Source organism: Pseudomonas sp. TH41 (assembly GCF_016650695.1).
Lineage (GTDB): Bacteria > Pseudomonadota > Gammaproteobacteria > Pseudomonadales > Pseudomonadaceae > Aquipseudomonas.
This window is the reverse complement of sequence record NZ_JAEKFH010000004.1, coordinates 1-14,659: the sequence shown is the minus strand read 5'-3', so window position 1 is coordinate 14,659 and position 14,659 is coordinate 1. Positions and strand designations below refer to the sequence as shown.

Annotated in this window: 10 protein-coding genes and 2 pseudogenes; 10 read left to right on the top strand and 2 right to left on the bottom strand. The window is 56.5% G+C overall.

The genetic code is table 11. From position 1 onward, the window contains the following. Position 1: 1 nt before the first annotated feature. Complete coding sequence (locus tag JFU37_RS31140) at positions 2 to 889, bottom strand: helix-turn-helix domain-containing protein (RefSeq protein ID WP_201116545.1); 888 nt, start codon at positions 887 to 889, stop codon at positions 2 to 4. A gap of 25 nt (positions 890 to 914) precedes the next feature. Beyond that, positions 915 to 1,502 carry a helix-turn-helix domain-containing protein gene (locus JFU37_RS16900; RefSeq protein WP_201116543.1) on the bottom strand — a complete coding sequence of 196 codons (588 nt, stop codon included), beginning with the start codon at positions 1,500 to 1,502 and terminating at the stop codon, positions 915 to 917. A 325-nt stretch (positions 1,503 to 1,827) separates the two neighbouring features. Between JFU37_RS16900 and JFU37_RS16895 the strand changes: the two genes are divergently transcribed. The 10 genes and pseudogenes from JFU37_RS16895 to JFU37_RS16850 form a co-directional block, all read left to right on the top strand. After that, entirely contained in the window at positions 1,828 to 2,481 is a 654-nt protein-coding gene (locus JFU37_RS16895) for a hydrolase (protein ID WP_201116541.1), read from the top strand. 133 nt (positions 2,482 to 2,614) lie between these two features. Further along, positions 2,615 to 3,199: an antibiotic biosynthesis monooxygenase gene (locus JFU37_RS16890; RefSeq protein WP_201116539.1), complete on the top strand. Its 585-nt coding sequence runs from the start codon at positions 2,615 to 2,617 to the stop codon at positions 3,197 to 3,199. 138 nt (positions 3,200 to 3,337) lie between these two features. Further along, entirely contained in the window at positions 3,338 to 5,176 is a 1,839-nt protein-coding gene (locus JFU37_RS16885) for an amidohydrolase (protein WP_201117136.1), read from the top strand. An 84-nt stretch (positions 5,177 to 5,260) separates the two neighbouring features. After that, positions 5,261 to 5,725 carry a nuclear transport factor 2 family protein gene (locus tag JFU37_RS16880; RefSeq protein ID WP_201116537.1) on the top strand — a complete coding sequence of 155 codons (465 nt, stop codon included), beginning with the start codon at positions 5,261 to 5,263 and terminating at the stop codon, positions 5,723 to 5,725. A 103-nt stretch (positions 5,726 to 5,828) separates the two neighbouring features. After that, a complete protein-coding gene (locus JFU37_RS16875; RefSeq protein WP_201116535.1) occupies positions 5,829 to 6,260 on the top strand; it encodes a DoxX family protein in 432 nt (143 codons plus the stop codon). A gap of 397 nt (positions 6,261 to 6,657) precedes the next feature. Then, positions 6,658 to 7,821: a thiolase C-terminal domain-containing protein gene (locus JFU37_RS16870; protein WP_201116533.1), complete on the top strand. Its 1,164-nt coding sequence runs from the start codon at positions 6,658 to 6,660 to the stop codon at positions 7,819 to 7,821. Between the two features lie 68 nt (positions 7,822 to 7,889). Beyond that, positions 7,890 to 9,718 (top strand): annotated as a pseudogene (locus JFU37_RS16865) (DUF1302 domain-containing protein). A 33-nt stretch (positions 9,719 to 9,751) separates the two neighbouring features. After that, positions 9,752 to 11,113, top strand: coding sequence for a DUF1329 domain-containing protein (locus JFU37_RS16860; protein WP_201116531.1), 1,362 nt, complete (start codon positions 9,752 to 9,754; stop codon positions 11,111 to 11,113). Positions 11,114 to 11,191: 78 nt separating this feature from the next. Next, positions 11,192 to 12,250, top strand: a complete 1,059-nt coding sequence (locus JFU37_RS16855) for a WD40/YVTN/BNR-like repeat-containing protein (RefSeq protein ID WP_201116529.1) — start codon at positions 11,192 to 11,194, stop codon at positions 12,248 to 12,250. Positions 12,251 to 12,286: 36 nt separating this feature from the next. Then, positions 12,287 to 14,659 (top strand): annotated as a pseudogene (locus tag JFU37_RS16850) (efflux RND transporter permease subunit); the annotation flags it as partial.

The window sequence follows — 14,659 nt, the reverse complement described above, 5'->3', positions numbered from 1 at the left end:
ATCATTTTGTAGGTGGCTCTTCGCCAAGCAGGGAGGTACTTGCTCTACGCTGCCGTCTCCAGGCTGCGGGAGAAGTGCCCAGCATCCGGGTAAACACTCGGGTCAGGTGGGACTGATCTGAAAAGCCGCACTCTTGGGCGATAGAGGAAATGGGTTTCAACGGCTGAGACATCATCAGCTCTTTTGCTTTTTCGAAGCGCATTTGCATTAACCAGGCATGAGGTGCCATGCCTGTGGTTTGCTTAAATGCTCGGGAGAAGTGACTCCGTGAGAGGTCGCATTCAGCGGCAATTGTTTGCACCGATAGATCACCCGCCAAATGCGTGGCAATGATGTCCTTTGCCAGCAAAACCTGTCGGGTTGTCAGCTTGCACTTCCCATAGACGCTATTCGACGCCCCCCGAACATAGCGGCGGTAAACATGGTCACACGTGGCCAGCAAAATGTGATCAAGGAACAACTGATTCCGTGCACTTGACTGGATTAGAGTCGGCAGAAGCGCTCGCGCGAGATGGTAGAGGATTTCGTCTTGATCATTCTGGTCGTAGACAAAACGCTCAAAACGCTTCATGCCATTTTCCTGCTGAAGGTCATCAAACGTAGCGCGCGGGATGTTAAAGCGAACATTGTCATAGGCGGCGCGATGTTGGCATCTCAGCCCGTCGCCCATAAAAGGTAATGAGACGCTGGCTTTTCTGTGACCACCAGAATAGGCGAGCCGTCCGCCCCGCCATAAACGATGATCAGCAAAGTCCTCTAGCTGAACAATGATTGAAAACTTATCAAGACACGGTATGTCCACAACCCGATCTACGTTAGGGTTTTTTTGGTACGCCCTTGTCACGGTGAACTCATCTGAGGTGATTTGAGAGATCCATGGTGAGGTCACAAAGGAACCCTTATTGTTATGAAAATTATCGAAAGCCAGTGTTGAGCTGGCGCCAATAAGAAGGAGAGAACCCGGTACATCGACTGAATACCTTGGTGAAATGCGAGCTATCGGAAAACCCGCAATCAATAGCGACATCGGTAATTTTGAGTAATGGGTTCAGGAGCTGTGTTTTGGCTTTGTCCACGCGCATTTGCAGTAGGTACTGGTGTGGGCTCAGTCCGAGACTGAGCTTGAACGCTCGGCTGAAATGGCATCGAGAGAAGGCACACTCGCTGGCCAGTTTTTCAACGGATACACCATCGGCTATATGGGCGTTCAACAATTCCTTTGCTCGTCGTTGCTGCCACGGTGCCAGACCTCGATCCTTTGAAGAGACCGCCACGACGCTCTGACCATAATGGAGAGAAAGGTGTACCTGCATGGCCACCATGATCTGATCGATAAATAAGCGATTGGCTTCATCAGGCTGGTTGAGCATGGGCATCACCGCAGAGGCCAAGTGATAGATGACGGGGTCAGACGCCTCGAAGCTGTGCTTTAAATGGACGAGTAAGAATTCATCGATGGGTGGCGTACCGGTGGGAATGCTTTTTTCGGACGTCGGACACATGCTCAAGCCTCCTCACTGCCGGGATTCAGGTGCTGATGCTTGCCGCTTTTGACGTCAAGTCTGGTACAAGATTCGAGATGCGCCAGAAAGGGGGTGACCATCCATCCTTTTCGTGGCGCGCAGCGGTTTTACATACAGAAAATTGCTCAAAACATCCAGGATTACGCTAAAAAAGGCATAGTTACAGTCATGCGGTCTGCCACCATTCCGATTCCGGAAACAGAAATTATCTCAGCACAAAGGTTCTAAATTCGCACATCCTTACAATCGGTCTGCTCAAGCATGGCATGAGAATGCACCCTCCCTAACGTATCTGGAGAGTGTCATGGCAACTGCAAAAGCAGCACCAGGTAAAGGCCTGTTAGATCCTTCCAATCACGCGTTGATCCTGATCGACTTCCAGTCACAGATGTCATTTGCGACTAAATCCATAGACGCCGTCACCCTTCGAAACAACGCTGCGTTGATCTCGAAAGCAGCAAAGGAATTTGGTGTTCCGGCCATTCTTACCACGGTCGCTGAAAAAAGTTTTTCAGGCCCGATGTTTGAGGAAATCACTTCGACTTTTTCAGGGCAGAAGCTCATCGATCGAACCAGCATGAATACTTGGGAGGATGAGCGGATCGCCGTCGAGGTGAACAAAATCGGTCGTAATAGGGTCGTGCTTGCTGGCCTCTGGACATCGGTCTGCATCGTAGGGCCTGCGATCTCTGCGCTCGAACAAGGGTTCGAGGTATACGTCATTTGTGATGCCTGCGGTGACGTTTCGGATGAGGCTCACGAGCGCGCCATCGCCCGCATGATTCAGGCGGGTGCACGTCCAATGACTTCGCTCCAATACCTTCTGGAGCTGCAGCGCGACTGGGCTCGTAGTGACACCTATAACGAGACAGTGAAAACCTCCATCGCACATGGCGGCGCGTATGGCCTCGGTCTGATTTACGCCAAAACCATGTTCAGCGCTTCGGAAGGGCACTGATCTAATTTTCGCCTCATCTTGAAGGGGATGGGGATGAGGCGCACTCAGGCGAATCGTGCGGTTAGTAAGGCAGGTTCAGTCGTGCCTGACGACTGAATCGGCTCGCATCGCGAAGGCAGCCCAGGAGCTCGCAATGAGCATTTACAATGCCAATGAAGTGGCCACGTTGGTCGTTCGGCACCGAGCCAGGCAGGGCAGTGAGAGTGCTTATGAGGCCTGGCTGCGAAAAACAGTCAATACCGCCAAGGGTTATGAAGGTCACCTGGGCGTGGATGTTTTTCGTAGCCACCACGACGGAACTCATCTCTTTACCAGCGTGCTGCGCTTCTGCGACACCGAGAAGCTTCAAGTCTGGTTGGACTCGCAAGACCGTCGCGTGCTGATTGCTGAGGTACAAGAACTGTTGGCCGATGGTGATCAACTTGAGGTCAGCCAAGGCCGTGAGTTCTGGTTCACTCCTGAAACAAGTCAGGAGCTACCACCACCTCGATGGAAGCAAGCTTGCATCACCTTTTTGGTCATCCTGCCGCTGACGTTGACTATCCCGTTGTGCTGGCGCCCGTTGTTTGAGCGTGTTCCGTGGCTGGGAGGGTACTTTCAGAGCAATGTGGTGATCACGCTGACAATCGTATTGTTGGTGGTTTACCTGTTCATGCCGCGTGTGACCCGGTTATTTGCGCCCTGGTTGAACGGAGGTAAAGACGGGGGGCATTCATGAGAAAGGATTCTACCGACAGCAGCCGCAGACGATTTCTTGCCGAAAGTTCAATGCTCGCAGGCGTGGAGTGCGCTGTGGTGCGTACTACCTTTTGCCGTATCAGCAGGTTCATCAGTATTGGTTACTCAAGGAGGCACAATGAACGCCGATTTGATCATGATAAATGGCCGCTTTCATACCGTTGACCGCGAGAAACCCACAGCCAGTGCTGTGGCTATCAAGGACGGAAAATTTATCGCGGTTGGCAGTGATGAAGAAATCATGGCCACGCGAGGCAGCGCCACTCAGGTCATTGATTTGAAAAAACGCACTGCGATTCCCGGACTCAACGACTCCCACCTCCATCTGATTCGAGGCGGACTGAACTTCAATCTGGAGTTGCGTTGGGAGGGCGTACCTTCGCTGGCGGATGCGCTGCGAATGCTTAAGACACAAGCTGATCGTACTCCCGCGCCACAGTGGGTGAGGGTGGTGGGCGGCTGGACGGAGTTCCAGTTTGCGGAGAAGCGAATGCCGACGCTGGACGAGTTGAACAAAGCAGCCCCCGACACGCCGGTATTCGTACTGCACCTGTACGATCGAGCGCTACTGAATCGGGCAGCGCTGAAAGTGGTCGGTTATACCCGCGATACACCCAATCCCCCTGGTGGGGAAATTCAGCGTGATACCAATGGCGATCCTACCGGCATGCTGATTGCCCGCCCCAACGCGATGATACTTTACTCGACGTTGGCCAAAGGTCCGACGTTGCCCTTGGAGTATCAGGTCAACTCAACGCGTCAGTTCATGCGCGAGCTCAATCGCTTGGGTGTCACCAGTGCGATTGATGCCGGGGGTGGTTTTCAAAACTATCCGGATGATTACAACGTCATCCGCGAGCTGGCTGAGAAAAATCAGTTGAGTGTTCGCATCGCTTACAACCTGTTCACCCAAAAACCGAAGCAAGAGCTGGCTGATTACAAAAGCTGGACGAGCATGGTCAAACCGGGTGATGGCAACGACTTTTTTCGTCACAACGGCGCTGGAGAAATGTTGGTGTTCTCAGCCGCCGACTTCGAGGACTTCCTGGAACCACGCCCCGATCTTCCCCAGAGCATGGAACAAGAGTTGGAGCCTGTTGTTCGCCATTTGGTCGAGCACCGCTGGCCTTTCCGGCTTCACGCTACCTACAACGAATCCATCACGCGGATGCTCAACGTTTTCGAGAAGGTCAACAGGGATATTCCCTTTAATGGCCTCCCTTGGTTTTTCGATCACGCCGAAACCATCACCCCTGAGAATATTGAACGTGTTCGGGCGTTGGGAGGTGGCATCGCCATTCAGGATCGAATGGCTTTCCAGGGCGAATACTTCGTCGATCGTTATGGCAACAAGGCTGCCGAGCAGACGCCGCCCATCCAGCGGATGCTGTCCGAAGGCGTGCCCGTGGGGGCGGGCACCGATGCGACCCGAGTTTCCAGCTATAACCCGTGGACATCGCTGTATTGGCTGGTCAGTGGGAAAACGGTGGGTGGGATGACGCTCTATCCGCAAGGTCTTTCACGTGAGACGGCGTTGCAGCTGTATACCCATGGCAGTGCCTGGTTCTCATCGGAGCAGGGCAAGAAAGGGCAGATCAAGGTCGGCCAACTGGCGGACATCGTTGCATTGAGCGCCGATTTTTTCAGCGTCGATGAAGAGGCGATCAAGTGGATCGAATCGGTATTGACGGTGGTCGGTGGCAAGGTCGTTTATGGTGCCGATGAGTTCGACCCGTTGGCCCCACCTGCACTGCCGGTCATGCCTGATTGGTCACCCGTCATTAAAGTCCCTGGGCATTGGAAACCCAATGTAGTTGTCGCTGCTCGGGCGCATCAATGCAGTGGCCCTTGCACCATCCATTCACACAGTCACGACAGGGCCAGGTTGTCGTCAGTGCCAGTCAGTGATTTCACAGGCTTCTGGGGGGCCTTTGGTTGTTCCTGCTTTGCGTTCTAGGTGCCTGCGGCGAGCTTAACGGTGGCCACTCTGCGTGGCCACCTTGGGTAACGGATGGGTCGGATTTCAGTGGGGTGAATCATCATGCTGAGCACTATGACTATGACTGACGAGCATCGCAAATCAGTGATCCTTGATTACTTCAGGGCTTTTGATAATGGCGGTGTCGCCCCAGATGGCCGCAACATCCTGGAGCTGTTCGCCGAAGACGCACAGGTTTACTTCCCCAAATGGGGGATCGCGACAGGGCATACGCAGATCGGTGAGATGTTTGCGGATTTAGGTGAGCGGCTGATTTCAATCACCCATGACTACGCTCATTTCAACTGGGTTTTTTCGGGCACAGATGTCGTTGTCTGTGAGGGCACAAGTCATGGTGAGCATGTGGATGGCTCTTGGTGTGCGGGTAGTCCGGACTGGGCAGCCGGTTATTGGTGCGATGTGTTCGAAGTCCGTGACTGGAAAATCAATCGCTGTTTTATCTATCTCGATCCGGACTATGGAGGGCAGGATTCCTTACGCTATCCATGGTTGGCAAAACCTATATGAGGCGTGTGCTGGATGAGTCTCATGCGGGCGACGCAGCACGCACCGACGACTGACGTGATTAACGCGCCGATTTATTGGGTCACTCGATTGGAAGCAAAGGGTTATGTCTACGACAGATATTGATACGAAAACCACCGCCACCGATCTCGCACTGTGTTGGCTACGAACCACCGGGTGTCTGATGCTCTTGTCAGTGCATGGACTCCCCAAACTTCTCCATTTTCAACACGAGTTGGGATTGATCGAAGACCCTTTTGGTTTGGGGCGTCTGTTGACGTTGTCGCTGGCGATTTTCGCCGAAGTGCTGTGTCCGGTATTCATCGTATCAGGCGTTCTGACGCGCCTTGCGACACTGCCGATTCTATTTTTGCTGGCAGTATCGGTGATTTGGGTGCATCCGGAGTGGAGCCTGGCCGAGGGGCAGTTTGCCTGGCTGTTACTGATCGTGTTCTCGACGATTTTAATCGCAGGCTCCGGGCGGCTGGCATTGGGTGCGAGCCTGTCGCGTCGTTGGCCGCTTCTGCGTGAACTTTAGTGGAAAAGCGATGAGTACGATTAGCAGGAATCAGGCGCCGACGGCATCGGCCTGGCAACCCCTTTGTCATGAGCCGCAAGTCTCAGTTTGATTAACTCCTTGCTCCAACTGATCGCGTCCAAGGCACCGCGTACTTGCCCGCGACCTCAGCACCCGCTTTGGTTTCGTCGACAGCCTGTCATCGCGCCGCTTACATACCGGGGATTTCACCAAACGGCGGGCTGAATCCTGGCGTCCCGGTGCTGTAGACCAAAGCAGATCCATTCGGATCGTCCTTCACCTTCCCCCATCTGATTTCAAGCCCCCCCCCGACGCTGGGGGGGTGACTGTTCGACCGGGCAATAGTCTGGACTCAACAAAGGTGTCGTTGCGTATCGGCTGGCGAGGAGCAGGGTTTATGACTGAAAGAGTGCTGATCGCCGGCGTAGGTATGGCGCCGTTTCTGCCGCTGGGTGGCTGTGACAACCACGCGGCATTGGCGGGTCAGGCCATTCGTTCGACGCTGGACGATGCACGAATCGACTATGACCTGGTCGATCAGGTTTTTACCTCGTGCGTGCACGGTGACGCCGCTATCGGAGAACAGATGCTGTCCCGGATTGGCTATTCGGGCATCCCGATTTTCAGCCTCAGCGATGGGTGTGCGTCGGCTAGCAGTGCCTTTCAGCTGGCCCGCCACAGTGTTCTTTGCGGTGAAGCCGAGTGTGTGTTGGTCGTGGGGGTCGAGTGCATGCCCACACGGATTTCCAATCGCGAGTTTTTTGGCTTGAAGGATCCCGCTCGAGAACTGTTCAGGCATGACGGGCAAGCCAGGGATTCCATCGTTTTACTGGAGCGTCGAGAGCATCCTGCCGTGCTTTTTGCGGCTCAAACCAGCTGGCTGTTGACCCGAATGGGCATCACCGAGCGTTGCTTCGATGACGTGCTCGGTCGGGCGCGGGCCCAGGCCGCGGTCAATCCCAACGCGCTCTTGAACCGCGTTCCGGATCGTGATGGCTGGCTCCCGCCTTATCTGTGCCCGCCGGCCTGCGGTGCCGCGGCGGTCTTGCTCTGCTCCCCGGCCTTCGCCCTGCGCTTTGGCGCTCGGAATAACGTGAGCGTTCTGGCGAGTGCCAGGGGCAGCGACTGCATGTCGGAACAGGAATCCGGCTGTGTGCTTGATGTGCTGGGACGAGCGACCACCCGGCGTGTGGCGCAACACGCCTACCAGCAGGCTGGCCTGGGCCCCGAAGACATCGATGTGGTGGAACTGCACGACCAAAGCGTTGGTGACTTCATGGTCAATAGCGCAGCACTGGGCTTTTGCCGAGAGGACGAGATAGACCGTTTCGTGCAGCTCGGTCATCGCTTGAAAGGACAGATGAACGCGGTGTGCCCATCGGGCGGGCTACTGGGACGTGGGCACGCGCCAGGTGCCACCGGGTTGGCGCAATTGGTCGAGCTGGTTTGGCAACTGCGGGACATGGCTGAAGGCAGACAAATTGCCGGCGCCCGTACGGCACTCCAGCACAGCACCGCCCTGGGTCGGGCGGTATCGGTCACCATTTTGCAACGTACGTGAGAGGAGGCGCGGGCGTTGTGATTCAAAACCATGACTTTTCGTAAACCATAGAGCAGGTGGCAAGTTAGATGAACAAAAATAATAAGATCTGCCATGCAAACCTCCGCAAGGGGTTGCTGACTTCAGCCATCCTGGCGGGTCTGGGCATAACACCGGCACACGCACTGGAAATCAACACAGGGAACGAAGACCTGGCGGTTCGCTTCGACAACACGGTGAAGCTCAACTATGCCCAGCGGGTGGAATCAGCCAATAGCAAATTGGCCAATTCCTGGAACAACAATGACGGGGATCGCAACTTTTCCTCCGGCAGTGCGGTTTCCCAACGCATGGATGTGCTTTCTGAACTGGACGTCGTTTACAAACAGAAGGCCGGCTTTCGCGTCAGCGCCAACACTTGGTACGACCATGCTTATGACGATGTCGGCAGCAACAATGCGTCGACCAATCAGCTCAACAGTGGTGTACCGGACTCCCGACACCAGAGCGGTTACACCGATCGTTATTACAATGGTCCGTCTTCCGAAATTCTCGATGCCTTCGTGTTTGGCAGTACAGAAGTCGGTGATGAGTCGCTGCTCAGTGGCAAGGCAGGCAAGCACACCCTCTACTGGGGGAGAGTCTTCTGTCCTTTGCCCATGGCAACAGTTATGGGCAATCCGGACTTGATATTTCCAAGGCGCTGGCGGTACCCGGAACGGAAGCCAAAGAGCTGTTTATTCCGCGCAATCAGTTGTCCGCGAGCTTCACGCTCAACCCGGAACTGACCCTCGGCGCGCAGTATTTTCTGGATTGGGACGCCGCGCGGCTGCCGGAATCCGGCACCTACCTTGGCTTTAACGACGGCATCCAGAATGGCGGGCACAATCTATCGTTGATCGGTGCACAGAACCCTCGCTTTGGTACGCCCGGCCCATTGGGCGCCAATCAGTTTTTGCGGCTCAACAACGGTCACACGTTCACCCCAGACAAGCACGGTGACTTCGGTTTGATGGCCAAGTGGAGCCCTGAGTGGCTGCAGGGCACCCTCGGTTTCTACTACCGCAAAACATCCGACATCCTGCCGAACCTGGTCTTGCAGCCAACCGCAGTAGGTCCTGCGCAACTGATCTCCGGCAACATCGGCAGCTACAACCAGTTTTACGTCGATGACATCGATATCTACGGCCTCAGTCTGTCGAAAAGCATCGAAGGTGTCAGCGTCGGCGTCGACTTGAACTATCGCCACAACATGCCACTGGCCAGTGTGCCGGCAACGGTCAGCCCGGCGGCCGGGGCGGCCGGTTTGCCAGGGTTTATCAGCAGTTTTGACGGTGAAAACGGCGTGGCCCGTGGCAACACGGTGCATGCAGTCGTCAACGGCTTGACCACCTTCGGTGCGACCCCGGTGTGGGACAGCTCGACCTTGCTGGTTGAACTCGCCTACAGCCGCTGGCTGGACGTGACGGAAAACAAGCAGTTGTTCAAAGGCGAAGACTGGTATCACGGTGTCGACAAGGTATCCAAGGACAACTACGTCCTGGGCGTCAACTTCAACCCGACCTGGTATCAGGTGTTCCCCGGCATCGATATGTACTTGCCGGCCACTTACAACGTCGGGCTGTCGGGCAACTCTGCTGTTCAGTTGGGGGGTAATAAAAATTCAGGCAGCTACTCGGTGGGCGTTGGCATGGATGTGCACAACCAGTACCGGTTTGACCTGAAGTACGTCGACAACTTTGGTCCGTTCGACACCTGCGATTCCGCCGGTAGCGCGGGTGCTCATGGCGACGGCGCCGCACCCGGGGCCAATGGTCAATACAACTGCGTACCGGGGCAGACCACTGCTTTCGGCGGTACACAGCCTCAACTCAAGGATCGGGGCATGGTCACGTTTACCTTCAAAACGACCATTTGATCGAAGTCTTTGCTTGATAGCAGGAGTCACTCCATGAAGTTCGTCAACACGCTTTTGTTTACTGCCTTGACCGTGGCCATCGCTGGCGCGGCACACGCTGCAGTTTCCCCTGATGAAGCAGCAAAACTGGGCAGCAGCCTGACCGCCGTCGGCGCGGAAAAGGCCGGCAATGCCGACAGCACCATTCCGGCCTACACCGGCGGCCTCACCACGCCGCCAGCCAGTTTTCAACCCGGCAGTTCATTTCGGCCCGACCCGTTCGAGGCCGACAAACCCCGTGCGGTCATCGACGGCAAAAACGTTGGTCAATTCGCCGGCAAACTGACCGCGAGCACGCAGGAATTGCTCAAGCGTTATCCGACGTTCCGGGTCGATGTGTTCCCCACCCATCGCAGTGTCGCTCTGCCTCAGCGCCTGCTGGATAACACCGCGAAAAACGCGGTCGGCACCAAAACCCTCGAGGGTGGAGTAGCGCTTGAAAACGCGTTGCCGGGCGTGCCGTTCCCGATCCCGAAAGATGGCTACGAGGCCATGTGGAACCACCTGCTGCGCTATCAGGGCTACGCCACCAATTTCAAATACGACTCCTGGAACGTCGACGGTGCCGGCACGGCGATTCTGGCCACCACCGGTAATGCGTATCTCGAATACCCGCTCTACGATCCGAAACGTACGGAGGCTGCAAAAGAGAGCGATCTGTTCTTCAAGACCAAACTCTATTACCAGGCCCCGGCCCGTCGTGCCGGTGAAGCCATCCTGGTGCAGGATGCGGTCAACCCGCTGAAAATGGAGCGTCGTGGCTGGCAATACCTGCCGGGTCAGCGCCGGATCAAACTCGCGCCGGACATCGCCTACGACACGCCGAACCCTGGCTCGGCCGGTGCCTCGACCTATGACGATGCCTGGGTGTTCAACGGCGCCATGGATCGCTACGACTTCAAACTCGTCGGCAAGAAGGAAATGATCATTCCTTACAACACCTACAAGCTGAACTATCACAAGGAAGCGGCGGATATCACCACGCCGCACTTCGTCAACCCAGACTTGATGCGTTGGGAGTTGCACCGCGTGTGGGTGGTTGAAGCCACGCTGAAGCCGGGCAAACGCCACATCTACAGCAAACGCACCTTCTACCTCGACGAAGACAGCTGGATCGCATTGGCCTCCGATGAATACGACGCCAGCGGCAAGTTGTACCGCGGCTCGTTTGCACACCTGGCTTACAGCTACGACGTGCAGGCGCCGAACTCCGACAACCACATGATTTATGACTTTGTCTCCGGTAGCTACAACATCACCGGCATCTACGGCCCGTATGGCGGCGTCAAGTACATCGACCCGCTTTCGAAAGCGCAGTGGGCACCTGAGTCACTGGCTGGCACCGGTATTCGCTAAGCCATAGACGCAGGTGTTTTTTTGTCGCCAACAGTGCTCCTCGCACTGTCTGGCGGCTTTTTTTGCCGAGTAAATCTCATGAATGCATTTAGATGGATAACGCTGGCTGCGCTAGGCGTGGCATTGGCCGTGCCATTTACCCGAGCTGTGATCGCCGCGGACTTTGTCGATCCGCTGTCGAGTCCGGCGATTCATAGTGAAAAGGCCATTAACGGGATGTTCACCGGGTTGGCCACCGCAGGTAAGCGTCTGGTTGCCGTAGGGCAGCGAGGCCATATTTTTTATTCCGATGACAACGGTGTCCGTTGGCTCCAGGCACAAGTGCCGGTGAGTTCTGATTTGGTGGCCGTGCAGTTCCCGACGCCGACTCAGGGCTGGGCTGTCGGGCATGACGGCGTTGTGTTGCACAGCGACGACAACGGTGAAACCTGGAAACGCCAGCTCGATGGACGTCAGGTAGGGCAGATCATGCTCGAACACTATCAGCGGCAAGCGGTGCCGGATGATGCGTTATTAGCCGAAGCCCAGCGAATGATCGACGAAGGGGCGGACAAACCCTTTCTGGACGTGTGGTTCTCTGATGACAAAACTGGCTACGTCGTCGGCGCGTTCAACCTGATTTTTCGCACCGAAGATGGCGGGCAGACCTGGGCTCCGCTGATGGAGCGCACCGATAACCCGGGCGCCCTGAACTTCTATGGGATGCATGCAATCGGTGATGACCTGTTCATCGTCGGCGAACAAGGCCTGGTGCTGAAACTGGACCCGGTAACGCAACGCTTCGTCAACGTTCCCACGCCTTACAGCGGTAGCTATTTTGGCATCACCGGCAAACCGGGCGTCGTGCTTGTTTTTGGTCTGCGGGGCAATGTTTACCGCAGTGCTGACCAAGGAGCGAACTGGGACAAAGTTGAATTGAGTGTGTCCTCAAGCATCACCGCGAGTACGGTCACGGAAGATGGACGAATCATCCTGGTCAGCCAGGCGGGGCAAGTGCTGGTCAGTTCTGATGACGGCGTGACCTTCACGCAAACGCCACAACAACGCCTGGGGCCTGCTGCTGCGGTGCAGGCAACCGGGTCTGGCTCGGTGGTGGTCGCAGGCGCTCAGGGCTTGCGCCAGTTGCCGTACCAATGAGCCCACTTCACAGAATAAAAAGAGACGAGCCACGTCATGGGTAATTACAACCTCGATACGATGCCGGTGATCCGAGAGCTCAAGGGCTTCGATGCACGCTCCGGCAATTTGCTTGAACGCCTGATTTTCAATAACCGTCTGCTGGTGGTGCTGACTTGCCTGGTCGTGACCGTGTTGCTGAGTTACTTCGCGGCCACCCGGCTGACGCTCAACGCCAGCTTCGAAAAGATGATTCCGCAGAGCCAGCCGTACATCAAAAACTACCTTGAAAACCGCCAGTCCTTGCGCGGACTGGGCAATACGGTGCGGGTGGTGGTGGAAAATACCGATGGCGACATCTACGACCCGAACTACCTGGAAGTGCTCAAGCAGGTCAACGACACCTTGTTCCTGACGCCGGGCGTGGACCGGGCCTGGATGAAATCATTGTGGACACCGGCCGTGCGCTGGACCGAGGTCACGGAGGAGGGCTTCCGTGGCGGTCCGGTGATGCCCGATTCCTACGACGGCTCGGCCAGTGGCGTCGAGCAACTGCGCCTGAACATTGCCCGTTCCGGCATCATCGGCAGTCTGGTCAGCAACAACTTCAAATCGACCATGATTGTGGTGCCGCTGCTGGAGAAAGACCCGGTCACCGGCGCCGCGATCGATTATCACCAGTTCTCGCGCATGCTCGAAGAACAGCTGCGCGACAAGTTTGAATTTGCAGGCTCCAGCGCGAAACACAAGACGGGCGAAGAGGGCAAAGGCCCGATCAAGATCCGTGTGATCGGCTTCGCCAAACTGGTGGGCGATCTGATCGATGGCCTGCTGCTGATCATGTTGTACTTTGGCGCGGCCGCGTTGATTGCCACCGCTATTATTTATGCCTTCACCCGTTGCGTGCGCAGCACCACGCTGGTGATTCTGTGCTCGGTGGTGGCCGTAGTCTGGCAACTGGGGCTGATCACCTTGTTCGGTTACGCGCTCGACCCATTTTCGATTCTGGTGCCGTTTCTGGTGTTCGCCATCGGCGTATCCCACGGCGCGCAGAAGATGAACGGGATCATGCAGGACGTCGGACGCGGCACCCATCAGCTGATCGCCGCGCGCTACACCTTCCGCCGTCTTGTTCCTCGCCGGGCTCACCGCGCTGCTGGCCGATGCCGTGGGCTTCGCCGTGCTGATGCTGATCGATATTCCGGTGATTCAGGACCTGGCGGTCACCGCGAGTATCGGCGTGGCAGTGCTGATCTTCACCAACCTGGTGCTGTTGCCGGTGTTGTTGTCCTACTGCGGCGTCAGCCCGAAAGCGGCGGCGCGCAGTTTGCGTCAGGAAAGCAAAGAGCTGAAGGGCAAAGGGCTGGGCAGTCTGTGGAGTCTGCTTGACCGCTTTACCGAGCGTCGCTGGGCAACGGTGGCGGTGGTGGTGGCCGGGCTGCTGGCGGTAGGTGGCTTCATGGTCAGCACGCATTTGAAGATTGGCGATCTGGACCCTGGCGCACCCGAGTTGCGCGCCGACTCGCGTTACAACCGCGACAACGCCTACATCACGGCGAACTACTCGCTGTCCAGCGACCAGTTTGCGGTCATGGTCAAAACGCCCAGCGAAGGCTGCCTGAAGTACGAAACCCTGGTGGAGGCAGACCGCCTGGGATGGTTGTTACAGCAGCAACCCGGTGTGCAAACCACTGTGTCGCTGGTCAATGCCGTGAGGCAGATTACCGCCGGTTCCTACGAGGGCAACCCGAAGTGGCTGACCATCGCCCGGAACCAGAACGTACTGAACTACGGTGCGCAGCAGGCCTCGGTGAACAACCCCGAATTGTTCAACAACGACTGCTCAATGATGCCGGTGATCGCTTATCTCTCGGATCACAAGGCCGAAACCCTCGATCATGTGGTGAAGATTGCCGATCAGTTCGCCCGGGAGCATAGCAATGGCGATCGCCAGTTCATGCTCGCTGCCGGCAGCGCCGGGATCGAAGCGGCGACCAACATTGTTGTGCGCGACGCCAACCGCACCATGCTGTTCTACGTGTACGGCGCGGTGATCGTGTTGTGTTTCATCACCTTCCGCAGCTGGCGCGCGGTGGTGGTGGCGGTCGTTCCATTGATGCTGACGTCGATTCTCTGCGAAGCGCTGATGGTCTGGCTGGGCATGGGCGTCAAGGTCGCGACCTTGCCAGTCATCGCACTGGGTGTCGGCATCGGTGTTGACTACGCGCTGTACCTGCTCAGCGTCCAACTGGCGCAACAACGTGCCGGTCTGTCGTTGACCGAAGCCTACAAAAACTCCGTCGCGTTCACCGGCAAAGTGGTGGCGCTGGTCGGCATCACCCTGGCGGCAGGTGTCATTACCTGGGCCTGGTCGCCGATCAAATTCCAGGCGGACATGGGCATCCTGCTAACGTTCATGTTCATCTGGAA